This window comes from Paenibacillus sp. FSL R5-0912 (genome assembly GCF_000758605.1).
In the GTDB taxonomy this organism is placed as follows: domain Bacteria; phylum Bacillota; class Bacilli; order Paenibacillales; family Paenibacillaceae; genus Paenibacillus_AQ.
The window spans coordinates 871,218-897,138 of record NZ_CP009282.1 but is presented as its reverse complement, the minus strand read 5'-3'; the positions used below and the strand labels follow the sequence as shown (position 1 = coordinate 897,138).

General features: G+C 48.7%; 15 protein-coding genes. 2 read left to right on the top strand and 13 right to left on the bottom strand.

What is annotated here, in order from left to right; translation table 11 throughout:
- Window positions 1-147 precede the first annotated feature (147 nt).
- From R50912_RS03830 to R50912_RS03800, 6 genes are all read right to left on the bottom strand, one after another.
- A complete protein-coding gene (locus tag R50912_RS03830; protein WP_042232579.1) occupies window positions 148-387 on the bottom strand; it encodes a NifU family protein in 240 nt (79 codons plus the stop codon).
- 252 nt (window positions 388-639) lie between these two features.
- Entirely contained in the window at window positions 640-2,037 is a 1,398-nt protein-coding gene (sufB, locus tag R50912_RS03820; protein ID WP_042232577.1) for a Fe-S cluster assembly protein SufB, read from the bottom strand.
- Between the two features lie 54 nt (window positions 2,038-2,091).
- Complete coding sequence (gene sufD / locus R50912_RS03815; RefSeq protein WP_042232575.1) at window positions 2,092-3,399, bottom strand: Fe-S cluster assembly protein SufD; 1,308 nt, start codon at window positions 3,397-3,399, stop codon at window positions 2,092-2,094.
- A 23-nt stretch (window positions 3,400-3,422) separates the two neighbouring features.
- Entirely contained in the window at window positions 3,423-4,202 is a 780-nt protein-coding gene (gene sufC, locus R50912_RS03810; protein ID WP_042232573.1) for a Fe-S cluster assembly ATPase SufC, read from the bottom strand.
- Window positions 4,183-4,704, bottom strand: a complete 522-nt coding sequence (locus tag R50912_RS03805) for a MarR family transcriptional regulator (protein WP_042232571.1) — start codon at window positions 4,702-4,704, stop codon at window positions 4,183-4,185. Before R50912_RS03805 ends, sufC begins: the two co-directional genes overlap by 20 nt.
- Window positions 4,705-4,930: 226 nt before the next feature.
- Window positions 4,931-12,847, bottom strand: coding sequence for an S-layer homology domain-containing protein (locus tag R50912_RS03800; protein WP_081956368.1), 7,917 nt, complete (start codon window positions 12,845-12,847; stop codon window positions 4,931-4,933).
- Window positions 12,848-13,189: 342 nt separating this feature from the next.
- Here R50912_RS03800 and R50912_RS03795 point away from each other — a divergent pair, with 342 nt between their 5' ends.
- On the top strand, window positions 13,190-13,945 hold the full coding sequence (locus R50912_RS03795; RefSeq protein WP_197073033.1) for a GNAT family N-acetyltransferase: 756 nt from the start codon (window positions 13,190-13,192) through the stop codon (window positions 13,943-13,945).
- 119 nt (window positions 13,946-14,064) lie between these two features.
- On the opposite strand, the gene R50912_RS03790 is transcribed toward R50912_RS03795, so the two are convergent.
- From R50912_RS03790 to R50912_RS03760, 7 genes are all read right to left on the bottom strand, one after another.
- Window positions 14,065-15,228, bottom strand: coding sequence for a DUF4317 domain-containing protein (locus R50912_RS03790; RefSeq protein WP_042232566.1), 1,164 nt, complete (start codon window positions 15,226-15,228; stop codon window positions 14,065-14,067).
- 109 nt (window positions 15,229-15,337) lie between these two features.
- Window positions 15,338-16,912 carry a GGDEF domain-containing protein gene (locus tag R50912_RS03785; protein ID WP_042232563.1) on the bottom strand — a complete coding sequence of 525 codons (1,575 nt, stop codon included), beginning with the start codon at window positions 16,910-16,912 and terminating at the stop codon, window positions 15,338-15,340.
- A gap of 611 nt (window positions 16,913-17,523) precedes the next feature.
- Window positions 17,524-18,438 (bottom strand): carbohydrate ABC transporter permease, encoded by a 915-nt coding sequence (locus R50912_RS03780; RefSeq protein WP_042232562.1) that lies wholly within the window; start codon window positions 18,436-18,438, stop codon window positions 17,524-17,526.
- 17 nt (window positions 18,439-18,455) lie between these two features.
- The gene (locus R50912_RS03775; protein ID WP_442950499.1) at window positions 18,456-19,415 is read right to left on the bottom strand and encodes an ABC transporter permease; all 960 of its coding nucleotides are present in this window, start codon (window positions 19,413-19,415) and stop codon (window positions 18,456-18,458) included.
- A gap of 115 nt (window positions 19,416-19,530) precedes the next feature.
- A complete protein-coding gene (locus tag R50912_RS03770) occupies window positions 19,531-21,228 on the bottom strand; it encodes an ABC transporter substrate-binding protein (protein ID WP_042232560.1) in 1,698 nt (565 codons plus the stop codon).
- A 118-nt stretch (window positions 21,229-21,346) separates the two neighbouring features.
- Entirely contained in the window at window positions 21,347-23,080 is a 1,734-nt protein-coding gene (locus tag R50912_RS03765) for a sensor histidine kinase (RefSeq protein WP_052415967.1), read from the bottom strand.
- 18 nt (window positions 23,081-23,098) lie between these two features.
- Window positions 23,099-24,652, bottom strand: coding sequence for a response regulator transcription factor (locus tag R50912_RS03760; RefSeq protein WP_231637875.1), 1,554 nt, complete (start codon window positions 24,650-24,652; stop codon window positions 23,099-23,101).
- Between the two features lie 327 nt (window positions 24,653-24,979).
- On the opposite strand from R50912_RS03760, the gene R50912_RS03755 reads away from it, so the two are divergent.
- Entirely contained in the window at window positions 24,980-25,891 is a 912-nt protein-coding gene (locus R50912_RS03755; RefSeq protein ID WP_042232558.1) for an SDR family oxidoreductase, read from the top strand.
- The last annotated feature ends 30 nt before the right edge of the window (window positions 25,892-25,921 follow it).

Here is a 25,921-nt window from a genome sequence, read left to right as displayed (position 1 = left end):
TTAATGATTCGGCATTTTTTTTCTGCGGATGTCATCCTCATGATGAAGAACGGTATGAGTATTGAAAAAGGAACCCCTGAAGAGTTCCTTTCCGGCGACATCTTCTATGCGGATTTTTGTATAACAGCCTCTTCTGTTAAAAGGAATTTAGTATACTTGTACAACTTCTTTAATATCATCGATTTCCTCAAGAATTGCGCGCTCAATAGCAGCCTTTAACGTAATCGTAGCACTTGGGCAACCGTTGCAAGCTCCCAAAAATCTTAATTTGGCTATACCGTTTTCAACCTCGACGAGTTCAGCATCACCACCGTCACGCAGTAAGAAAGGACGTAGTTTGAGTAGCACTTCCGCTACTTCATCGAATAAAATTCCATTCTCCTCCATTATGCCAACTCCTCTCATTGTTTTACTGAGTGGTCCTTTGCTTTTTTCCTAAGATTGGCCTCTTGATCCGAAAGTTCCCTTATAAGCGTATAAACAGAGTCTAAAGGTATCAACGCACCACAGCTTGCGCTCAATCCTGACAGCATATTGTAGTAGAACTGAAGTTTCCGTATCTCCCGGGTAAGTTGAGCTAGTTCTGAATTGTCCGAATTCTTTTTCTTCATTACCAACACCTCGTACTTCCTTTATGAATCAACCGATGCTTCCTTCCATCTCAAATTGAATCAGCCGATTCATTTCAACGGCATATTCCATCGGCAATTCTTTGGTAAACGGCTCAATGAAGCCCATTACAATCATTTGTGTGGCATCTTGTTCTGTAAGCCCGCGGCTCATTAAGTAAAACAATTGCTCCTCGGACACTTTGGATACTGTTGCCTCGTGCTCCAAGGTAATCTGATCGTTCTTAATTTCATTGTACGGAATCGTATCTGATGATGACAGATTGTCCAAAATCAACGTATCACACTTAATATTAGCCTTGGAGCCTGCGGAATCACGGCTGAAGCTGGACAATCCCCGGTAGTTTACTTTGCCGCCCTGCTTGCTGATGGATTTGGATATAATCGTAGATGTTGTCTCGGGAGCAAGGTGAATCACCTTCGCGCCGGCATCTTGATGCTGATCTTTTCCGGCTACGGCAATAGACAGGATGGACCCCTTAGCTCCCCTTCCTTTCAATAGTACAGCCGGATACTTCATGGTTACCTTGGAGCCGATGTTGCCGTCCACCCATTCCATTGTGGCATTTTCCTCTGCCACAGCCCTTTGGGTTACCAAATTGTAGATATTAGGAGCCCAGTTCTGGATGGTCGTGTAACGGACACGGGAATCTTTCCGGCAAATAATTTCAATAACTCCGCTATGCAGAGAACTGGTACTATAAATAGGCGCTGTGCATCCTTCAACATAATGGACAAAGCTGCCCTCTTCGGCAATAATTAATGTCCGCTCGAATTGTCCCATATTTTCAGAATTAATCCGGAAGTACCCTTGGATCGGAACCTCAACCTGAACACCTCTCGGGATGTATACAAAGCTGCCACCTGACCAAACCGCGCTGTTAAGCGCAGCGAATTTATTGTCGGCGGGAGGGATGATCGTTCCAAAATGTTGTTTGAACACTTCAGGATATTGCTTTAAAGCAGTATCCGTATCAAGGAAAACCACTCCCTGATCCTCCAGTTCCTTCCGCATACTGTGATAGACTACTTCCGACTCGTATTGAGCGGATACGCCTGCCAGAAATTTTTGCTCCGCTTCAGGAATACCTAGCTTGTCAAAGGTTGCTTTAATCTCGGAGGGAACCTCCTCCCAGGTCTTTCCCTGTTTTTCGGAAGGGCGAACGTAATATTGGATGTTATCAAGATTTAGCCCGGACAAATCCGCTCCCCACCCAGGCATCGGCATTTTGTAGAATTGCTTCAAAGCTTTCAGCCGAAAATCGAGCATCCACTCCGGCTCTTCCTTGATTCGGGAAATTTCCCGGACAATCTCTTCAGTCAGACCTTTTCCAGATTGAAAAATAGACTGGTGTTCATCGCGAAACCCATATTTATATTCACCCATATCCGGCGCTTTTTTAGCCATTAGTATCGCTCCTTTTAACCTTCATACGACTCACTTTGATTGGCCCCTGATTCCCTATGATCTGCCAAGCTTTTTCTCCACTACATCCTGCAGACGGCTACGCACTCCCTCCAGCGGGATCTCCGAAATGACAGGAGCGAGGAATCCGAAAATAACAAGATATTCGGCTTCACTCCGTGAGATCCCGCGCGACATCAGATAATAGATTTGTTCCGCATTGACTTGCCCCACGGATGCAGCATGACCGGCGGTTACATCATCCTCATCTATCAGCAGGATCGGATTGGCATCGCCGCGCGCATTTGGACTTAACATCAGTACACGTTCTGTTTGCTGACCATCACAATGGGTCGCACCTTTTTCAATTTTTGTAATCCCGTTGATAATGGCTGTAGCTTCTTCACGCATTACTGCGCGTGTGATCATCTGGCTCACCGAGCTTCTGCCAAAATGCTGGGCTTGCGTAGTAAAACTCAATTTCTGCCCCCCAGAGCCTATCGCAATCACCTTAGCGTCAGAGATGGACCCGTTGCCTTGGAGTAATGTCTTGGTATCACTGGCGGTATAGCCATTATTCATCTCGCCGACAATCCATTCTACACCGCCATCCGCAAGCACAACCGCACGCCGCTGGGTGAAGTCCGTTGTTGCTGCAGCAAGCTGATGAACAGAAGCGACCTGCACCTTGGAGCCTGCCCCTGCAAACACCTCTACCACACCGTTATGCAAAACCTTGATATCATCTCTGCTCGATATATAATGATCCACATAGCTGATCTTGCTGTTGTTACCAGTCACAATTAAGATGTGAGGAGCAAAGCGCCCCCCGCTCGTATCGCTATAAAAGATCGCTTGAATGGGAACTTCTACCTCTATACCGTCTGGGACATATAGAAAAACGCCACCACTCCATAAGGCACTGTGCACAGCGGACAATCTGTGCTCTTCCGGCTTCACTGCATGAAAGAGATAACGTTGAACCAACTCCTCATGCTCTTTTGCCGCAGTATGCAGGTCTGTTAAAATTACTCCCTGGGCGGCTAAGCTCCCGGACAATTCCGTATACACTACATCCGAATTGAACTGAACGATTAGTCCGCCTTTCACTGGAGAAGCCACCAAACCTCGAACAATCTCTGGCGCATCTTCCAAACCTGACCACGCATTCTCAGCTTTGTAATCTCCACTTTCGTGGATATCCCATTTTTCGAGTTTGATTTTCTCCACGCTTGGCAGCTCCAGCGTCCCTGCCAGCCCGAGTGCCTGAATCCGGCGTTCAAGCAGCCAGCGGGGTTCATCCTTAGCGCTTGACCATGCGCGTAAATTGTCCACATTCATTGAATTTCTTGCTTGTATAGCCATTTGCTATTCCTCCTCTCCGGCCCTTAAACTTCCTCGCCTACTGCCTCATCGGTAATCCCAAGCTCTTCTTTTACCCAATCGTACCCTTCTGCCTCTAAACGGTTGGCAAGCTCCGGACCGCCAGATTTAACGATCCGGCCCTTCATCATGACATGCACAAAATCCGGGGTAATATAATTCAGCAATCGTTGATAATGGGTGATGATTAAAAAGCCTCTATCCGCGCTGCGCATCTCATTTACACCATTGGCCACAATACGCAGTGCATCAATATCAAGCCCGGAGTCCACTTCATCCAGGATCACAAACTTGGGTTCAAGCAGCATCATTTGCAAAATCTCATTCCGCTTTTTTTCACCGCCGGAGAAACCCTCATTTAAATAACGATGTACAAATTCCGGGTTCATCTCCAGCCCCTTCATTTTGCTCTCCATTTCACGGATGAAACGGATTAAGGATATTTCTTCTCCTTCTTCACGCCGTGAATTGATGGCACTTCTGAGAAAATCCGAATTGGTTACACCGGCAATTTCACTTGGGTATTGCATAGCGAGGAACAAGCCTGCCCGGGCACGCTCATCCACCTCCATCTCCAAAAGATCTTCATTGTCTAGTGTCACCTTGCCGCCAGTAACCTCATATTTGGGATGGCCCATTAAAGCTGAAGCTAACGTACTTTTCCCCGTCCCGTTGGGCCCCATAATCGCATGAATCTCTCCGCCCTGAATCTCCAGTGAGAGCCCTTTTAAAATTTCTTTCCCTTCAATCTTGGATCTTAATTCCTCAATCTTCAATGTCGTCATCTATCGTAAACTTCCCTTCGGAGTATTCTTCGGCACGCGCCACCAAATCGCTCATGAATTTGCCAATAGTCTGCAGTTCAGCCTCTGTATAGGATTCAATGAATTGGTAGAACCTTTCTTCTTTTTCTTTGTGGAGCTCTTTATGCAAATCATAAACGTGTCTTCCCTTATCCGTTAAACTAAAGTAAATCTCCTTACGATTGTTGTTCAGTTGACTTCTCATAATGAAGCCCATTTCCAGCAGCTTTGAACAAATTTTATTAATGCCAGCTTTGGACAACCCCATCTTCTCCACAATCCCGGTGTGATTTATCGGTTCATTGTCACCAATGCAATCAATCACGTGTACACTCGTAATATTGTTAGAGAGCATATCAATCTGGTATTTTCTGGCCTGTTGCCGAAACGAGTTAAATTCTTGTTCTGTATACAACTCATTTAGATGCAGCATTCTAATATATTGCTCGTAAAGATGACCCTTAAAATTATTTTGAAACTCCAATTTCGCTATCTCCCCTCTCTTGTAATAGTTGCAGACCAAGTTCAGTGTCAGCTATAGACTGTTTTATTTTGTTCGCTAGTGAACAAAATTATATTAACATAATTGATATTGATAATCAATATCAATTAACTCCATCTCCATATTTCTGGAAATTGTATAATTTTCTAAACAATAAAAAAGCGAATTCAGCTCTACGTCTGAATTCGCTTCTCCTTAATTAACCTAATTAATCAATTAAATCCGACTTCTGCAGCAGCCGCTGAATCAGCACTGCCACTTCCGCGCGGGTAACATTAGCTTTCGCCTCCAGCTTGCTGTCCCCACGGCCGGTGATTAAGCCCGCCTTAGCAGCAAGTGCCAGGCTATCCCCGGCCCAGGCGCCTATGCTGCCTGCATCTGTAAAGGCTGCAAGTACACTTGCTGTATCCACTGTACCAGTCTGGTCTGCCAGGCCTGTCAGCTTCATCGCCTTGGCGATAATACTCATGGCCTGCTCACGTGTGATCCGGGCTTCCGGACGGAAGGTTCCATCTTCGAATCCGGTGATCAGCCCGTATCCGGATGCTGTTTCCACCGCCGCTGCATACCAGCTATCCGCTGCAACATCTGCAAACGCCGATGTTCCTTCCCCAAGCTTCAATCCCAGGCCGCGTATGATAATCGCTGCGAACTCTGCACGGGTGATATCTGCATTCGGGTTGAAGGTCGTTTCATTCACACCGTTAATGACCAGACGCGATCCCATATCGTTCACTGCGTTCTTCGCCCAGTGATTGTCTACATCCGCAAAAGTCAGCGGATGCCAGACCACAGAATACGTGCTGTTCGTCAGACTGTTAATCTCTGCGTAATATTTGCCGTCCTTCTGGACGAGTCTGGTTGGTACATGACGTACTGTTCCATCCAGGTCAACCACGATTCCCGTCGTAATCCGGTTAGGGTCAATACCATCCGGAAGAGCTACTGTCCGCTCCACGTAAGCATTGAACCGGCTCACTTCCACTGTCGATGTACCGTAAGTTGCGGTAACGGTGAAATCCAGAGACGGTGCAACAAGGGTAAAGCTCCCTCTGCCTGCAGCAGCTGTCACTACCTGGTTCATGGATGCCGGGGTCCCGCCAATCGTAATCTTCAGCGTAATGTCCTCCAGCTTAATCCCGTTTCCTAGTCTCTCGGCCAACGCACCAATGTTGATCTCGGATGCCGGCAAAGTATACGTACCTTTGGTTGTCTGAAGCACCAGGGTAGCCGATACATTCTCCATGTTCTTGATCATCTGGCCGTCCAACTCGCCAACGATAATATTCGAATCCAGCATCATCGGAATGGTAACTACAGCTCCATTACCTTCCGCATCCAGCTTGGCTTGGAGTCTAGCGGGGTCTACGGCAATTGTAGTTGTTCTCAAGTTTCCGGAGGTCGTTGTTGTTGCTTTGCCTGCGTTCTCTTCCTTGCCGTTAACAAGGACGATCACATCGGTAACATTGCCCGCCGTGTTCCCGGTAGGAGTTCCGCTATTCGGGTTGCTTCCGCTTCCCGGGCTAACCGGATCGGGTTCCGGTGCAACAACCTCAGCCACCACAGCAGCTGTTGTGCTGCCGTACTTCACTACCTTACCGTCAGCATCTACTTCTGCTATCCCGATCCTATCGCCATTAGCCGCTGGAATCAGCCCATTGATTCCTATAAGGGTGTATCCCGTCAGGATTTCCCCCGCATTAGGTGCAACAACGCTGCCAGTGCCAAAATTCTTGTACAGCAGCTTATGTCCTGGAGCTGGCTCCGGTGTAACGCTGATCTGCGTATATCCGTTATTCCCCGTACCACTTGGATCGCTGGCGCTCACGGTCAAGCCCCCCGCAGGGATAAGCTCATTAGTTGTAAAGGTTAGCGTAGTTGCCGGCCCCGCCGGAACCGATCCGCTGGCCGCAACCCTTACCTTAACGGTGTGTTCACCGCTGAGGTCCGGCAGGTTGGTTCCGTCGTAGCGTACGAAAGTTCCGTCGTCGTCCACTGAGAATTCCATACTGGTATCCAGACCAACAATGGTATTGTTCTGGTCATCCGCTGCCACTTCAGGTGCAGCCGGGATGACTGCATCCGAGTCATGAACGGTAACCTGAGCAATATTAGAAGCGAATGCTGTTGCCGTTGCCTTCTCCCGTACATAATACGTGTCTGGTGCAAGGCCAGTAATGATTGTGTCTGTAACTTCTGACCAAAGGCCTGTACTGCCTATCTTGTACTCCATTTGTACTGTCAGATTCTGCAGAATACCGTCATTCGCCCCGTTATACGTTACATCTGTAACACTGACACCAACCGGTGCTGCCGGACGGGCTGGAAGACTCAATGTCTGCGCCACACTGTCTGTAGTCGTCGAGGTGTTACCTTTCTTCACGATACTCAGTAACGATCCCAGCCAGCTCTTATCGATGGCTAAATTACCATCCGCTGCCGCTGTTATTGGTATACCGTTCACTGTGTATGAAGCGTTCGGTGTCAGACCGGTCAGTTGCTCAGCCGCATATTCAATGTCCGCTGCCGGAGTCGCTTCAGGCGTTGCCGTGAACGACAATACCGTCAGTTGCACCGAAGCCGAGGTGAATGCCGCTGCCGTTGCTTTCATGCGGACATAATACGTGTCCGGGATAAGCCCTGTTACGGTTGTGCCTGCTACATCTGTCCAGGCACCCGCAGTCCCCTTCCTATATTCCATTTCGGTTGTTTCGTTCGTCAATGTACCATCGTTAGCATTTAACGCCGTTTCATCCGTAGCGGCTACATCAGTAGGCGCCACCGGACGTGCAGGAAGGCTCAGCGTCTGCACCGCACTGTCTATAGTCGTCGATGCGTTGCCCTTCTTCACGATGCTCAGTGATGTTCCGATCCAGCTACTATCGATCGCCAGCTTACCATCGGCTGTCGCCGTTACCGTCTGCGTACCGTTTATCGTGTACGAACCGTTCGGCGTCAGATCCATCAGCTGCTCTGCCGCATAGTCAATTTCTGCGACCGGGGTCGCTTCCGTTGTTGGCACAAACGCCACAACCGTTACACTCTGTGCTTCTGAGGCAAACGCCATCGAGGTTGCCTTCGTCCGGACATAATACGTGTCCGGGATAAGCCCTGTTACGGTTGTGCCTGCTACATCTGTCCAGGCACCCGCAGTCCCCTTCCTATATTCCATTTCGGTTGTTACGTTCGTCAATGTACCATCGTTAGCATTTAACGCCGTTTCATCCGTAGCGGCTACATCAGTAGGCGCCACCGGACGAGCAGGAAGGCTTATCGTCTGCACCGCACTGTCTATAGTCGTCGATGCGTTGCCCTTCTTCACGATGCTCAGTGATGTTCCGATCCAGCTGCTCTCGATACTCAGCTTACCATCGGCTGTCGCCGTTACCGTCTGCGTACCGTTTATCGTGTACGCGCCGTTTGCCGTCAGATCCGTCAGCTGCTCTGCCACATAGTCAATTTCTGCGACCGGGGTCGCTTCCGATGTTGGCACAAACGCCACAACCGTTACACTCTGTGCTTCTGAGGCAAACGCCATCGAGGTTGCCTTCGTCCGGACATAATACGTGTCCGGGATAAGCCCTGTTACGGTTGTGCCTGCTACATTCGTCCAGGCGCCTGTCGCGCCAATCTTGTACTCCATCGCGGTAGTCACGTTTGTCAGTGTGCCGTTATTCGCACTGATCGCTGTTTCATCCGTCGCTGTCACACTAGTCGGTGCCTCCGGACGAACAGGAAGGCTCAGTGTCTGCACCGCACTGTCTATAGTCGTCGATGCGTTGCCCTTCTTCACGATGCTCAGTGATGTTCCGAGCCAGCTGTTCTCGATACTCAGCTTACCATCGGCTGTCGCCGTTACCGTCTGCGTACCGTTTATCGTGTACGCGCCGTTTGCCGTCAGATCCGTCAGCTGCTCTGCCACATAGTCAATTTCTGCGACCGGGGTCGCTTCCGATGTTGGCACAAACGCCACAACCGTTACACTCTGTGCTTCTGAGGCAAACGCCATCGAGGTCGCTTTCGTGCGGACATAATATGTGTCCGGGACAAGCCCTGTTACGGTTGTGCCTGCTACATTCGTCCAGGCGCCTGTCGCGCCTTTCTTGTACTCCATCGCGATAGTCACGTTTGTCAGCGTGCCGTTATTCGCACTGATCGCTGTTTCATCCGTCGCTGTCACACTAGTCGGTGCCTCCGGACGAACAGGAAGGCTCAGTGTCTGCACCGCACTGTCTATAGTCGTCGATGCGTTGCCCTTCTTCACAATACTCAGCGATGTTCCGAGCCAGCTGCTATCTATAGCCAGCTTACCATCGGCTGTCGCCGTTACCGTCTGCGTACCGTTTATCGTGTACTCGCCGTTTGCCGTCAGATCCGTCAGCTGCTCTGCCACATAGTCAATTTCTGCGACCGGGGTCGCTTCCGATGTTGGCACAAACGCCACAACCGTTACACTCTGTGCTTCTGAGGCAAACGCCATCGAGGTCGCTTTCGTCCGGACATAATACGTGTCCGGAATCAGTTCCGTCACGCTTGTCGTGAGTACATTCGTCCAGGCGCCTGTCGCGCCTTTCTTGTACTCCATCGCGATAGTCACGTTTGTCAGCGTGCCGTTATTCGCACTGATCGCTGTTTCATCCGTCGCTGTCACACTAGTCGGTGCCTCCGGACGAACAGGAAGGCTCAGTGTCTGCACCGCACTGTCTATAGTCGTCGATGCGTTGCCCTTCTTCACAATACTCAGCGATGTTCCGAGCCAGCTGCTATCTATAGCCAGCTTACCATCGGCTGTCGCCGTTACCGTCTGCGTACCGTTTATCGTGTACTCGCCGTTTGCCGTCAGATCCGTCAGCTGCTCTGCCACATAGTCAATTTCTGCGACCGGGGTCGCTTCCGTTGTTGGCACAAACGCCACAACCGTTACACTCTGTGCTTCTGAGGCAAACGCCATCGAGGTTGCCTTCGTCCGGACATAATACGTGTCCGGAATCAGTTCCGTCACGCTTGTCGTGAGTACATTCGTCCAGGCGCCTGTCGCGCCTTTCTTGTACTCCATCGCGATAGTCACGTTTGTCAGCGTGCCGTTATTCGCACTGATCGCTGTCTCATCCGTTGCCGCCACACCAGTAGGTGCCGCCGGACGATTAGGAATATTTACTGTCTGCGCCGCACTGTCTATAGTTGTCGAACCGTTGCCTTTCTTCAGAATACTCAGCGATGTTCCGAGCCAGCTGCTATCTATAGCCAGCTTACCGTCGGCTGTCGCCGTTACCGCCAGTGTACCGTTTATCGTGTACGAACCGTTCGGCGTCAGATCCATCAGCTGCTCTGCCGCATAGTCAATGACGGCTGATGGCGTCGCTTCCGGCGATGCCGTGAACAGCGATACGGTCGCCTCCATCGGCGAACCGCTGATTGTGTAACCGTTAGGTGCAATTACCGCTACAGATACGGTACCTTCTTGTGTTACAGAAGTCAGCGCTATGCTCCAATGGGTGCCTGCGCCGCTCAAAGTCCCTTTTAATGCGGAGCCTGTGCCATCCGTAATCGTGATATCATCTGCCGTAAGTCCGGCAATCGCGGTATCGAAGGTCAGATCAATCTTCGTAGAGGTTGTTGTTCCGGATACGCCGTCAGCAACCACCGATTGCAGTGCAACCGGGACTGCAGGTCCGGGAACATACTCATATGCTCCGATATCTACCGTCCCCCCGTAAATACGCGCCACTCCTGCCAAATCCAGGGCTCCAGCTGTTTTCGTGTTATCCCCTTGATTAATTGCCGATACTGCGGAGCCCTTCAGAAGGAAATTGCCGCCCGCTGCATCCACAAACGGATCGCCGGAAATGACATTATTTCCGCTCTCAACAAGAGTATCGTTATTATAATTGTAGAACAATTCCTCCAAAGTGCCTGCCGGAGCCGCCTCCTGCTTATTCCCAATCAGCACATTATTGTAGATATCCAGTGAGCTGGAGCCGGGAGAACTGGACACAGCATACATTGCCGGACCATAAGATGCCCCTGTCCCTGTATTATTCGCATGATTGTTATAGAATGTATTATTCCAGATCTTCAGATGCGGATCTAACATTACACCGATGGCCGATCCGTAAGCATCATTTGTAGAATTGCTGTTCGAGCTGTTATTAGCAAACAGAGAATTGCTGATTACGCCATCCATGTAACCATTGTAGTATAGCGCAGCTCCCTGAATTACTTCAGTCGTACTGGTGGCTGTGAGCACATTGTCCTTGAACACTATCCGGTCAAGATCAACTTCGTACGGAGCAGCAAGCGCGGCTAGAGATGCGATCGATCCGGTCTGCTTATACGTCATTGTGTTAGCGTCAAAAACTATGTTATTCAGTTGAATACTGCTGTAGTAGTTGCCGCCGACCGCCAGCGCGGAGCCGAAAGCATCATACATACCACTGCTGTCGGTAATATCAAAGCCAGTCAGGCGAACATCCGACATTTCGAATATCCCCGAACCGGTGGCCAGAATGCCCCGGTATCCATTGCCGTTAATCGTTATGGCCGGTTGACCCGTGGCATCCTGTATACCTGTAAGCTTGAAGCCGCCGGTTGAAGCGTCGCCGATGGTCGTACCTTTCCAGTCCTGATCGTTCCAGCCTGTCAGATTCGACTGAAGCGTAATCGTCTGGCCCGCAAGCGAAGGATCGAAATCAACCTGCCCGCCACTGACAGCACCCGCCTGCTCTAATGCCCAGCGCAGCGAACCCGCACCGCTGTCATTCGTATTAGTGACCGTAAATACATGATTGCCCTGAGCCGGTCCGGTATCAAACAGCTTCCCGTTAATCCTGTAATGGCTGGCATCGGTATTATCTGTTTTGATGAAGACAACTTTATCGCCGAAGGCGGGATATACAGAGAATTTCGGATAATATTCCACATCGAACATCCAGGTCGCTTCATTGTAGCCCTCAAAGACCACCGGAGCGGAATCCACAGGCTGATTGGGTGCTGAGACCAGGTAACCGTCATAGTCATAATAATTCAGGTAAGCATACTGGGTTCCTGACCATTCTGTACCGATATTGTACGCATCGTTGATTGCAGCATTGGAGGTGGGGTCCGTGCTTATGGTTACAAAGCCCGGCATGGCACCATTCCTGTAAACAGCAGCTGAGGTTTCGCCCAGATAGCCGCTTACTGTAAATCCGCCTTGGCTTGTACCCTCGTTGTCATATAAGGAGACCTCGGAGTTCCCGGTTCTCCAGTCATATTGACTAAACATGAAATTCCCGTTGCCCAGCGTAGACAGAAACAGCTGTTTCTCGCCTGTTCTTGCTCCCAAGTCAATGGTCTTTAACAGCGCACCGCTGTTAGTGAAGAGCTTCAGATAGATGTTATCGGCTGACGCTCCAGAGTTGTATGCAACCATATACACGCCGTCTCCAGCGGATACATAAGACATGCTTGCATTATAGTTCACTAGAAGTGTTTCGCTTGAAACAGGTGTGCCCGTAGCACTGAATACACGCGTAACCGTGCTGACATTGTCATTTCTTTGCCACGAAAAAGCTATATTGCCGTCAGACAACTCCGCGATCGTTACAAAACGCGTGAGTGCGGGATTGCTGGCGGCAGAAAATGTATTAATCTGAGTCTGACTAGTCACCTTCTGTCCCGACTCGTTAATCACCATGAAATAGGTATTGGGAGTGCTCTCGATAACGGTTCCTAATTGCAGATTGTTACTGCTGCTGTCGCTTTTGTTGTACGTGATCAACAGATTTCCGTCACTTAGCGCAAGCATACTCACATCTGTCATTTTGTAATAGGTATCCATTAAGCTGCTCAGATTAATATCCGTAATCAGCGCTCCTGTGTTATCATAAACCTTCAAAAAATGAGTATAAACATACGAATTCCCTACATAATTAAATGTGCTTAGAATTACTGCCGTATTCCCGTTCGGAAGACCCTCAGCATCAGTTACACTCTTGTTCGTGGTGTTCGCTAACGGAGGCTCAATAACAAAGTCTGCCTTTTCAGTGAATGAAGGTATGGCAGCATAAGCCCGGAGTGACATCACCGGCAGCAGCCCAATTACCAGCATCAAAGCCATTCCTATTTTCCCTATCTTTTTTAACATAGCTTTCCTCCTTGTCGAATGACCATTCCTATATTATTGATGGCGCTTACGCGATGTTCTCCATTACAGCGTTAAATTGTTTACATCCTAGTTTATCGACATTTTTCGCAAAAAAGTTAATCATTTAGACAAAAAAATATATCAAAAAGTGATATTAATATATCTTTCGCCCTTGCATTATCATGAGACAATACAAAAAACCTACTCTGTCCACTGAACAGAATAGGCCTGTTTAATTTAAAGTCCGCTGACATTTATTACAGTACTTCTCATCCGTATTCCGTATAATCAAGCAAAATGATAGCGTATACATTACAAAAAAATATGAAATGGGCGATGAATATGGATCACCAAACTATAAGAAGGCATATCGAAGAAAGCGCTACTTTTTATCTGGATATTCTAGGAAAATCTGAACACATGGAGACAGCGCAGCTTCCACATTACACGATCATACGTCCTATAAAGGGACAGCATGGCGGAACGTCCATTTATAATATTCAAATCGATCAGCTGCCAGAATCCGAAGCGCTTCGCGTTGTTCAGGAGATCCAAGACCACAAGGAGCATACCTTCTGGGGGATGTATCCCTCTGAGCGATTGCTTCAGTACTTTGGGGAAGGCGCACATAGACCAGAGCCATTGTCAGAACCTAATGAGGATGAGGCAGGGATGGCTCTGCTGGTTGCCGACATGCCTGATTATCCAGACATAGCCGAAGGTATTAGCATCAAGAAGGTTAGCAGTGCTGAGGATTTCAAGCTATGGGCGCTATTGAATAATTTTGTCATTCACCAAGGTTATCCGATTATCCATCCCGAGTTTCATTACCCTGTGTGTCAGGAAGGTATTCTTGCATGCTTCAATATATATGATCAAGGAATACTGGCTGGCGTATCCTCCCTTATGAATCATAATGGAATCTTCTCCCTGGAGTTTGTTGCAGTGTCTAGCGCGTTCCGAAGAAGAGGCGTTGCTACCGCTGCAATCATTGCTGCAGCCCAGGATGCTGCCGCCCAAGGTGCTGAGCTTATAACCTTAAGGGCGACGGGACCCATCAAATATCTGCTGCCAAAGCTTGGATTCCGCATTTATTAGTAACTATTCTTACAAATGCAACAAGGGCTATCCCCTGTCTGTAGAGACTTCGGGGATAACCCATTACTTTTCTATCTATATTTTCTATGATAAGTCTATCTGCACACCCAAGATTATTATCATATCTCCGTAAGCAGCGTGAAGCCTTCAATTACGGCATCTTCATCAATCTCAATCATGATGCAGCGTTTCCCCTGATAATTCACCTGTCTCACATACTTCAGATCCTGTGGGCTGACCGTAATCGAAGCTACCTTCGTATCAATCTTGATCGATTTGGATGTGAATTTCGGTATCACACTCGTTGCCTTCATCTCATAATGCTTGTTGTCGACGATGGTTTCAAATGCACGCTCTACCTTGTCCATTGTCACTTCCTCTACACCGCTCGCCTTCAGGACACGCTCCACATCCCGGTAATCGAGCTTCGGCGGTTCTTCCTCATCCTCGTGGTCTTCGATGACCTGGTGAATCTCCTCGTATACCTGCGCAATGGTCGCCACGTCGAGTTGTTCGCCCGTTATTTCCTTCACAATATCCTCGAAGATGGATCTCTCTTCCATGGCTGTCACGGACCGTTCCGCATTGAGCACCTGTTCGATGAAATGCGGGTTCGGATTATTCGAGCTCCCCGTACAATACAGAACACGATTTACATCGGAATAGTTGTCCGTCACACTCGGGTAGAAGAACCCTTGCTCCGGCGTACTTAGCTTGATGATCGGATCGACCATCACGTTGTATTTGAACTCCCGCTCCACGTAATCGAACAGAAGGGTTTTGCGCTGCTGCTCCGTAGAGTTCACACTGCATAGAATGAACGGATGTGAGAACATCTCATCCTTACCGGTCTCTTCGGCTTCGTCATTCCGTGCCTTGGTCGGCCGGAAGTATTGTCCGCGGACAAATGTGATTACCGCATCTTTCTCATACTTGACATCCACCAGCATTTTGTCCACGAGCATCAGCATCAGATCCTGCCATTCCTCCGGATCACCCGTCACCAGACCCTGGTGAAGCATGACCTGGGACGGTTCCTCGGCTTCCTCCAGGAACTTCAGCTCGAACAATTTATGATCCAGCTCTCCGGTCAGCAGCTTCCGGAAATTGCCCATGTACAGCTCCTGCTTCTCGCGGTCCAGCATAGCGAACGGCTGGCGCTCACAATGATAGATCTCATTGGTTTCCTTCATAATATACACGTTCAGAATATCGAACAGATGCAGCTGATCATGGTCCATCTTAAATTGCTTACGTATATGTGCGGCTTCTTTCTTTATCATGTTCTGGGCACAGCTCCTATGAAGTAAATTGGTTTATTCAGTATAAACGATATAAAAACCCTTCGCCAGAAGGGTTTTTATTGCTGGTTCTATTCAGTTGTGTACAAGCTTACAGCAATGTCTCACTTGCCATATCGTCTCTGTCAGTGGGAGCTCCTGGACTTCTTCGCTTCACCTCATACATCCGTTTGTCGGCCTGCCGCAGCAGATCGTCCGATGTCCTGCCGTCTCGCGGGTACAGACTGATGCCGATGCTCATATCAATCTTCAGCTGCTCGCCCCCGTAATCCAGTACAGCCTGTTCGGAGGCTACCTGCAGCCGGCGTTCCAGTTCCGCGGCAGTAAGGCCATCGTGTCCCAAGGGGCAGAATAGCACGAATTCGTCGCCGCCGAAGCGGGCAGCCAGTCCGGATGGCTGGGCCAGCTCACGGATAATGACGGCCACCCGGCATAACACAAGATCCCCAGCCGCATGGCCGTACCGGTCGTTAACTTGCTTGAACCCGTCGAGATCAATCAGCATAATCGCCAGCTCGTCACCGTTACGGTCCGCTTCCGTAAGAGCCTTCTCCAGCTCATCATAGAAATGCCTGCGGTTCGGCAGCTCTGTAAGCGGATCATGATAGGCCATGAACGCGATTTGACGCAAATGCTGATTGCGCGCCCCGATGTCACGAATAAGCAGAACAGCATGGATTTCATGATCCACCGACACGTAATCACCATTAATCATGACCTCGATCATACTGTCTCCGTTACGCAGCACCCTTTCCATCTCGCCGATATCCTCTTGCTCCCTCAGCTTGGCTACGATATCCGCACCGCCCAGATCGGTAAGATTGGCCGTCCCGAGAGCCAGCCGGTCGAACATCTTACCGGCACTCGAATTCGCTTCCTTGATGCTGCCGGGCAGCGAGACGAGCAGTGCTGCCTGGGAGTTGATCTGAAACATCTTCTCGTAGCGTTGTCCCGCATGATTGAGGAACTCGTATTTCTGCATGGATAGACGCAGCACGAAGCACCAGATCAGTCCTCCGTAAATATAGGCATAGGGCGGCATGAATTCCTCGAAGCGGATATAGCCGAACAGTGCTACCCAGACGAACGTAACCCAGGAGCCGTGCTCCAGCAGCTTGAAGATGCCTCCATGCTCCTGGTAAGCCGGATCCGCCGCGCTCCATTTGCGTGCGCTGCGCAACATCACGATGGGGATGAAGCTAAGCAGCAGGCTTGCCGTCAAGGTACCGTAATAAGCCGCGTTGGCCACCGGCCATTTCCAGACTCCTGCGGTAACGAACACCTGGACAGAGGTATACGATTGATGACTGATCAGGCCAGCCGGAATAGCCAGCACCAGTACATGAAACAGGTATGGGTACCAGGGCCGCGGCAGCCGCTTATGCAAGCCAATCAACCGGGCAACGAGGTGAAAGCCGAGCCCGGGAATGAAGATGCCCGCATTGGCGAACCAGAACGCAGCCAGCACAGGACTATATTCAATCGGCAGCATATACCGGATATACTCCTCCAGGAACAGCAGGAAGTAGCACAGGATCGTTGCGCTAACCAGACGATGTTCAATCTTCTTGGGGTTGCGCAGCAGCACGTCCACCCCCATGTAGAAGAAGAAGAGCATCGGCAACCAATAAAACACGATGGGGATCCATACTTGGGTCGGGCTCATTTCTGTTCTCCTCTGCAGTCTGTCAACCCGTTACACCACGGGAATATATTAATTTCAATATATATACCGGCGGGGGATGCCGTCAATAGCAATAGGAATACGAAAGTGGATGTAACCACCATTCTTCTGCCGGCAGATTCTTTTAATACCAGTACTAACAATAACATTGATAATAGCTGCGCCTATCGATTTATCCTCTTCAGATCATTCTCTTGACCTCGGTCCCGTAGGAATGAGGCCTCAGATCGACATCTGAGTCAGGATCCATTTGCCCATTCAACGAATAAACGGATATGGATTCAAATTAAAGATTCCTCACATTTCACATTTACCGACTTCCCTGACCTTGTGAGAACGTACAAAATGGTCCGGAAATTGGTTGGAGACCGGGAATCGGCCGCCCGAATCAGACAATATGTAATGAACTTTATCCTTGATCAGGATGATGTAAGCGTTGATTCCCAAGACTATCTCCTTAGAAAGTTAAGCCCCTATAAGCAAACAAGCGATCTTCAAGAAGAGGCTGGCTGCCGCTCGAAGATCGCTTGTTTATAATGACTCTATTTTACTACGTGAGGGCTGGCCCTGTTGGTAGTCTTTTAGCTTGCACCTTAGCCTTTCACACCACCGACAACCATCCCTTTGACAAAGTACTTCTGCAGGAATGGATACACGATAATAATAGGCACACTGGCCACAATAGTCATCGTTGCACGTACAGAAGTCGGTGTCACGGCGCCCTTGTTGGCTTGTGCGTTAGCAAAGGCATCGGCTGCCGAGCTTGCAGAGGAGGTGTTTGTGGTGGACAGCATTTTCATCAGTTCATACTGCAGGGTACTCAGACCTGGCTTGGAAGAGTTATACAGGAATACGTCGAACCAGGAATTCCACTGATAGACTGCCACAAACAATGAGACTGTAGCAAGGGCCGGAACGGTCAACGGGAGTACAATGCGCGCGAACGTAATGAAGTCCCCAGCGCCGTCAATTTTGGCTGATTCCATTAGCCCTTCAGGCAATGCTTCGATGAAGGAGCGGATGACAATCATATTAAATACGCCGATGATGCCCGGGATGATATAGACCCAGAAGGTATTAAGCATGTCCAGCTCTTTGATCAGCAGGTAGCCCGGAATCAGACCGCCGCTGAAATACATAGTGAAAATAAAAGTGACGGACACAAACTTCTTCAGCTTATATTCCGGGCGGCTTACCGTATAGGCCAGCATCGCAGTACAGAATACAGAGACCACAGTCCCAACAATGGTCCGTGCCGCAGAGATAAACGTGGCATAGAAGATATTGGATTCGCTAAACACATATTCAAAGTTTCGCAGCGTCCATTCCCGCGGCCAAATGTAAATATCCCCCCGGACGGAATCATTCGCATCATTAAACGATAAAGCGAACATATTCAAGAACGGATAGAGGGTGACAATAATCAATAGAATCATGAAGATAAAATTGCATATATCAAAGATCCGGTCACTTACTGAAGAGTTGCGGAATGATTTGGATTGAGTCATAACATGTGTCCTCCTTTCTAGTACAATCTGCTTTCGCCCATACGTTTGGCGATGTTATTGGCTGAGATTAAGAAGATAAAGCTGACCAGCGTCTTGAATATACCCGCTGCGGTGGCAAGCCCGAAGTTGTTCATCTGCATCCCGTATTTCAGTACGAAGATATCCAGATTCTCCGAGAAGTCCAAATTCATACCGTTGCCCAGCAGGTACTGTGCCTCGAACCCGGACTCGAGAATATGGCCCAGATTCATAATTAGAATCAGCACAATAACTGGTTTGATGCCTGGAAGTGTAATGTAGAACATTCTTTGCAGACGGGAAGCCCCGTCAATCTCGGCCGCTTCATATTGGGACGGGTCGATAGAAGTGATGGCCGCCAGATAAATGATGGTGTTCCAGCCGACATTCTTCCAGACCTCTGTTGCTCCGAGAATTCCCCAGAAATATTTGCCGACGCCAAGCCACAGAACCGGATGATCAATGAGCTGCATCTTGAGCAGCAGCACATTGATGATCCCTTCCGGTGCCAGTGCCGTTTGCACGATATTGGATGCAACGACCCAAGAGATGAAGTAAGGCAAGTAACTGATCGTCTGTACCGTGCGCTTGAAGAAAATATTACGCAGCTCATTCAACAGCAGAGCCAGCACAATGGACGTTACAAAACCGAGTACCAGGTTAATGGAGCTCATAACGAGTGTATTGCGCAGCACCCGATAAAACTGTTGCTCCTGAAATAAAAACTTGAAATTGTCCCAACCGACCCACTTCTGGTCGAAGAAATCTTTGGCTGGTTTGAATTTCTGAAAAGCAATGGTCCATCCCCAAAGCGGGAGGTACTTAAATACAAACACCCAGATTAGAAAGGGCAGTGACATCAGCATGAGCATTTTCTGTTTAGATAACTCTTTAAAAAAAGTTGTGAAGCGCGAAGTGCCTGTATTTGATTTTGACAACTGCACAGCGGTTTTCCCCACCTGTACCGTCCCCTTTCCTAGCTCCATATTCTCTCTTTCGTAACAAGGGTAGAAGGGAAAAGTGAAGGCTGGCTTCACTTTTCCCGGTTCATCATGCTATGGAGAAGCGGTCAGCTTACCATTTGCCGTCGATGCGATTCTTCACCTTGTTCGTCATAAATTCCTCGTAGCCTTTAATATCCAATTTATTGTACTCTGCCAAGTATTCATTCCAGACGGCTTCAAATCCTCCCGGTGCGGCAAGCACCATACGAGGGTAGTACTTCTGCTGCAAATCTCCGGATCTCTGGCTGAAGAGCTGCTCAGGGGAACCCGGCTCTTTCTCAATACTCCAGGCAGGGTACCATGGACGTTCCACTGGCTCGGCATAGAATTCAGAGAAGGTCTTATGGTTATAGGCTTTTAGCAGAGTCTGGTCGCCTTCAGTATAGTTGATGGCTGCTACTTCCGGCTGGTTGAACGGAACATGGGCGTTGCCGTCCTCATACAGAGAGTTATCACCATAACGCGGCCATTCGTAATCGAAGTATGCAAAGCCGTACTTGTGCTTGAAATCATTGTCGTTGCGGTTCGTAAGCTGCTCTTCGGACATCACCATACGGCCGTCTGCATTCTTGGAGTAGGTAACGCCTTCCTCACCCCATTGAACCAGCTTCTGATTCTCATCGGTCAGCAGGTTGTCCCAATATTTAATGATGCGTTCGGGATCTTTTGCGCTGACAGAGATGCCGAGGCCACGGTTATTAACGAAGGACGGTGGATCGACATAAGCGTCTGTAATGCTCTCGTCATATACGATAGGGAGTGCTACATAACGAAGATCGTCATTACCGGCAGTCCTCAGGTTGGTAGTGGCATCTGGAATCTGCCATGAATAGCTGGCAAATCCGAGTACACGGCCGGAGGTAAGCTTAGCCAGATACTGGTCTTTGTTCGCGGTGAACGTTTCAGGGTCAACCAGGCCCTTGCCATTCATCTCGTTCAATTTGGCCAGCCAGCGTTTCTCATCCTCAGTCCCCTGATACAGCTTGGCTTCATGGCTCTCCATATCGACCATGACACCGCCCTCATTCGGGTAACCGGCCAGATGCATCGGCTGATTCGTAATGGTGAAGAATTCACCAGCTGTACCGGCGAACGTTACGAAGCCGATGGTGTCTTTTCCGTCAACGGCAGGATACTTCGCCTGATATTTCTCGATCAGATCAAAGTACTGGTCAAGCGTTTTCACTTCAGGATAACCGAATTCCTTAAGGACGCGTCTTTGCATCCAGAAGGTGCTGGTCGGGTCCGGCGGTGACAAGTATCCGTTTACATTAGCAGTGAAGGGAAGGATATAGATGTTGCCATCCTCATTCGTAATTTTGTTCATGTAGTCGCCGTAGACACGTTTGATGTTAGGGCCGTATTTCTCAATCAGATCATTAAGCGGAATAAGTGCCCCTGCATCCAGGAACTTGGCCAGCTCGCCGACCGGAGAGATGACATCAGGATAATCGCCTCCGGCAATCATTACACCGGACTTAGTGCTTGCATCCCCAACCACAAATTCCATCTTCCAATCGACACCCGTTTGCTCCTGAAGAATCTTGCCGATTGTAGTATCACTGGCCATTGTATCCCGGTTGGTCCCAAAGGCGAAGTAATCAAAAGTGACCGGCTCCGTGCTGACCTCGCTGACCTCGCTGTTCTTTCCACCGGACTCATTCTCATTGTTCTTGGTTCCTGTATTGCCGTTCGAGCAGCCGACAATAAGGAGAGCCGAAGCCATGACAACGGCCAGGCCGGTTTGCAACCATTTCTTTGTACGCATTGCATAATCCCCCTTTATGGTGATTTGTCTTGTAAACATTTTCATTATAAAAGAAAGCGCTTAATTTCGTTATATGGCAAACCTTAGATCGGTCTTTGAATAATAAAGAAAACAAAACTTATATTTTGTCGAAAGGTAGCCGCAGCAGGACACGTGTTCCTCCTCCAGACTCGCTGTCGATGGTGAAATTGAACGATTCACCATAGTAAATTCTCAGTCGTGTAATGACATTTTTCATGCCGATCGAATCACCCATGGCTGACTCCGCCTCAAAATAATGATGAAGCTCAATAATCTTCTCCTGATCCATCCCCTTGCCATTATCCACGATAACGAAGACGAGTTGACCGTTCTCCTGTGCGATCTGAATGTTGATATATCCGATGCCTGCTATATTTTCAATGCCATGAATACTTGCGTTCTCCACAAATGGAAGAAAAGCCATCTTCGGTATTTCAATGTCCAGCAAGGATTGATCCACCTCGATGTGATAGTCGAGCTTGCTGTCAAAACGGTATTTCTGAATCTCCAGGAAGCTCTCGATTAGCTCAAGCTCCTCACGGATGGTCACGAAGCTGCTCTTCCACTGGATCGATTTGCGGAAGATCTTCGCCATATTCTGAATCGTCCGGGCCGTTTGGGTCTCGCCCTTCATCAGGCTCCGCATTCGGATCGTCTCCAGTGCATTGAACAAAAAGTGTGGGTTAATCTGACTGTGAAGCGCATGCAGCTGTGCCTGACGCTGACGCAGCTCCAGTTCTTTCTTCTGTATTTCCGCTACATATACATCATTGATCAGGTTCTCGATCCGTATGCTCATCCGGTTAAACTCCACGGCAAGCTCACCGACCTCATCCCGTTCCCGGTGATACGGAATCAACTCGAAATTATTGCCCTTTACCGACTTCATGTGCTTCAGAATGCTCTTTATGCGTGTATGGATCGAGCGGGAGATGATTAGGATAACGATGGTAGGCACAATGAAGTTTATCCCCGCAAACCAAAGGATAAATTGCCCCGATTGTCTGACATCAGACAAAATGATCTCTTCATCCAAAACCCCGTATACCGACCATCCAACCAAATAACGGTTGTTTTGATAGGTCTTGCCGATTACGATTGCTTTATTTGGCCTGGGAATCTCATCCAGAGATATAGTCCGTCCTTGAGTGATCAGCTCGCTCGGCTGTCCGCTCGAGAGACGTCCGAAGCGCGCTTGACCGGAGGGGTCCAGAATGTAGAAGTCGCCGCTAAAGCTGGACAAATCCAGAATTTGTTTAATATGATTCATATTCAGATCGATTTTAAGCACATGCTCATAGGTATCGAACCGGCTTTCGGTGAGTCTTTGAATCACGCTGATGCTCTCCGGTGTTACAAAGAGATGCGGATGTGTGTTATTGATCTGGTTATACCAGTCCTTATTCCGCATTTCAGCTTCAAGTCTTATGATATTTCCCGAGGCAAGCACGGTGGGATTGTCGGTCATAATAACGGAGGAGCTGATTATTTTATTCTCCGTGTCGGTACGATTGAACAGATTCGATATAGCATTCAGCGACTCCACATAACGGTCATTAGACACATAGGTGGTGTTTAAATGCTGGAGGAGCTGCCTGTCTATAGAATAGAGGTAGGATATGCCTGCCGCATCCTCAATAACCGTCCTAAGTTCAGCTTGTAAAAGGGTCATTGCCTGTTCTGCGTCCGCTGTCTTCTGATTCTTGATATTCACGGTGGTTACCTGGTAGAACATCACATTGGTCAATATAATTGGGATGAACACGCATACAATGTAGATTACGATCAGCTTGCTTCGAAGCTTCATATGATGCAGGCGAATGTTGAACACAGAAGAGAGCCTCCTTATTTACTGCCCGATCATCCTATTGCGATAATCGGTTGGCGTCATATTCTCCAGCTTTTCAAACTGGGTGGCAAAGTAATCAGCGTTCTGGAAGCCGACCTGCTCAGCAATTTCGTACATGCGTTTCTTCGTTTGCCGCAGCAGCCGCTTGGCCTCTTCGATACGCAGCGATAACAGATATTCGTTGAAATACGTACCGTAAGTTTTACGGAACAGCTGTCCGAGGTAGATCGGATTCATATCGAAATCGGCAGCAATCCCTTTCAAATAGATGTTTTCTCTGTAATGCCCATCAATATATTTTTTGATTTTTTCAATATTGCCTTCGCTCTTACCGCTGCGTTTCTCGGTAATATATTCAGCGGCCTCCCCCACAAAATGCAGGAAAACCTGCTTCAGCTGATTCAGATTGCGGTATTTCACCTGCCAGTTGAGCAGTTCGTCCGTCCAATAGAGATCGTTCTCGTCCCCTTCGAGCTGCCGGATAATGTTAATAATGGAAATCATGCTTCGCCTGATGGTGTTCGAAACCGCCCCGGGAGCAAAATAACGTTCCTGAAACACGTTGAAAATAGTATTAACAACGGAGCTATAGCCTTGTTTGCTGTTGGCTTCGACCTCATAAATGAGCTTGCTGTGCAGTCCTTCTTCAATATCAAAATAATATAAGGGCTGCTCTAGCAGCTCACCTGCCATAAAGATGCCTTGGAAGCCAGCGACAAAACGGTAATTCAGGCATTTCTCGGCACTGGAGGCGGACACATCGATCTGCTTCAGCTGACTTGCTTTATGGCCTATAAACAAAGCAAGGGTCGTTTCAAGCTCTCTCTCCAGCGCATCCAGCATGTTGACATAGTTCCTCTGGTCAGGCACATTCCGCTCATACATCCAGAGTTCAGGTACAATGATCCCATATTGATTATTCGCACGTACATGAATGAGCAAGGTCTGTAGCTCTTTATGAAAATAACGCTGCAGCGATGCCTTCAATGCGGGCATATAGTCCTTTTCGCCATGAGGAAGCTTGTCCTGCATTTCTGCGATGACATACGTATAGGAAGAGGCGAGCGGAAGCTCCAGGGCATAGGCAATCCTCCCCATAACCTCATCATCAGGTTCCGTCTGCAGTAAGCTCTCGATGACAGTTTCGACAAGCGGCTTCTCTCTCGTTATTGATAAAAGCTGCTTCTGATTCAGGGTATGGGCTATCTTTTTCAAAGCAGCAGCAAGCTCCTGCTCATCAACCGGCTTGAGGATATACTCTGAAACATTGTAGCTTAAAGCTTGCTGAGCATACGAGAAATCAGGATATCCGCTTAATATAATGAACAGCGGCTGATGCTCCTTTTCCGTTTGCACCTTCCGGATCAGCTCCAGACCATCAAGCACAGGCATGCGTATATCCACAATGACCAGCTCCGGGGTTAGTTCTTCAATAAGAGCAAGCGCTTGCTCTCCATTCTCAGCTTCACCGCAGATTTCAAATTCCAGCGAACATTCATTCATGATCGTAATCAAGCCTTTTCGCACAAAAATTTCGTCATCCACAATCAGCACCTTATACAATACCCTTCCTCCTTCGATTTCATCTGGTTGTGTATTCATTTATTATGAAATGCATATATATTCTAGCTAATAATTCAAAAAAGCCTCGGCCTGTGACCTTCCCTTCCATTATGGAAGACACAGCTTCACAAGCCAAGACATTTTCATTCACGAGGGTGGCCGTCAGGCCATGTTAGTTGGGGACAGCCTCTTTATTGAAACAGGTTATTGCCGGTAATATCATTGTCAGCAGCAACGAAAACTAAACTATATATGACAATAGATGTCATTCCTATACTCTATAATGAAGCTGTATTCAACAAAGGAGGTAATCACGGAATGAGGAGTTTACAAGGGAAAATTGCTTTAGTAGCCGGAGCTACCAGGGGAGCTGGCCGGGGGATTGCTACCGAGCTAGGGGCAGCTGGCGCAACGGTATATGTGACAGGAAGATCAACGCTAGCCCAACGCTCCGAATATGACCGTCCTGAAACCATAGAAGAAACGGCTGAGCTCGTCACCAGGGCTGGCGGTCATGGAATCCCGGTTCAAGTCGATCATCTGGATCCTGTCCAGGTAGAGACATTGGTGAATCGCATTGAAGAGGAGCAAGGGAGGCTCGACATTCTCGTGAATGATATCTGGGGCGCGGAGAAGATCATCGAATGGAATGTCCCGTTGTGGGAGCATTCCCTAGAGAAGGGTCTGCGGATGTTACGGCTCGCTATTGACACCCACCTCATTACAAGCCATTTCGCGCTCCCTCTTCTGATTAAGAATAAGAATGGTCTGATTGTTGAGATGACGGATGGAATCGCTGAATATAATGCCACAAATTACCGGGTATCGATGTTCTATGATCAGGCCAAAACCTCCGTGACCCGCATGGCCTGGGCTCTTGCCCAGGAGCTTAAGCCTTATGGCTGTACAGCGGTAGCGCTCACGCCAGGCTGGCTCCGTTCAGAAATGATGCTCGAACACTATGGGGTACAAGAAGATAACTGGCGGGATGCTGCTGCCAATGAGCCTCACTTCATCATCTCGGAATCCCCACGTTATGTAGGCCGGGCCGTCGCTGCTCTTGCTCAAGACCCCGAATTATCCAGATGGAACGGACGGTCCCTTTCAAGTGGGGAGCTGGCGCAAGTCTACGGGTACACAGACCTCGACGGCTCGCAGCCGGATTGCTGGCGTTATATGGTCGAGGTCGTAGATGCCGGTAAACCGGCGGATGCTGAAGGTTACAGATAAAATGCAAAAACCCGGGCGCTGAAGGCGTCC

Coding starts and splice junctions, on each gene's coding strand:
- sufC (WP_042232573.1), bottom strand. CDS start 4,202: ATGACGACATTGAAGATTGAGGAATTAAGATCCAAGATTGAAGGGAAA.
- R50912_RS03800 (WP_081956368.1), bottom strand. CDS start 12,847: ATGTTAAAAAAGATAGGGAAAATAGGAATGGCTTTGATGCTGGTAATT.
- R50912_RS03780 (WP_042232562.1), bottom strand. CDS start 18,438: ATGACTCAATCCAAATCATTCCGCAACTCTTCAGTAAGTGACCGGATC.
- R50912_RS03795 (WP_197073033.1), top strand. CDS start 13,190: ATGGATCACCAAACTATAAGAAGGCATATCGAAGAAAGCGCTACTTTT.
- R50912_RS03790 (WP_042232566.1), bottom strand. CDS start 15,228: ATGATAAAGAAAGAAGCCGCACATATACGTAAGCAATTTAAGATGGAC.
- R50912_RS03755 (WP_042232558.1), top strand. CDS start 24,980: ATGAGGAGTTTACAAGGGAAAATTGCTTTAGTAGCCGGAGCTACCAGG.
- R50912_RS03830 (WP_042232579.1), bottom strand. CDS start 387: ATGGAGGAGAATGGAATTTTATTCGATGAAGTAGCGGAAGTGCTACTC.
- R50912_RS03770 (WP_042232560.1), bottom strand. CDS start 21,228: ATGCGTACAAAGAAATGGTTGCAAACCGGCCTGGCCGTTGTCATGGCT.
- R50912_RS03785 (WP_042232563.1), bottom strand. CDS start 16,912: ATGAGCCCGACCCAAGTATGGATCCCCATCGTGTTTTATTGGTTGCCG.
- sufD (WP_042232575.1), bottom strand. CDS start 3,399: ATGGCTATACAAGCAAGAAATTCAATGAATGTGGACAATTTACGCGCA.
- sufB (WP_042232577.1), bottom strand. CDS start 2,037: ATGGCTAAAAAAGCGCCGGATATGGGTGAATATAAATATGGGTTTCGC.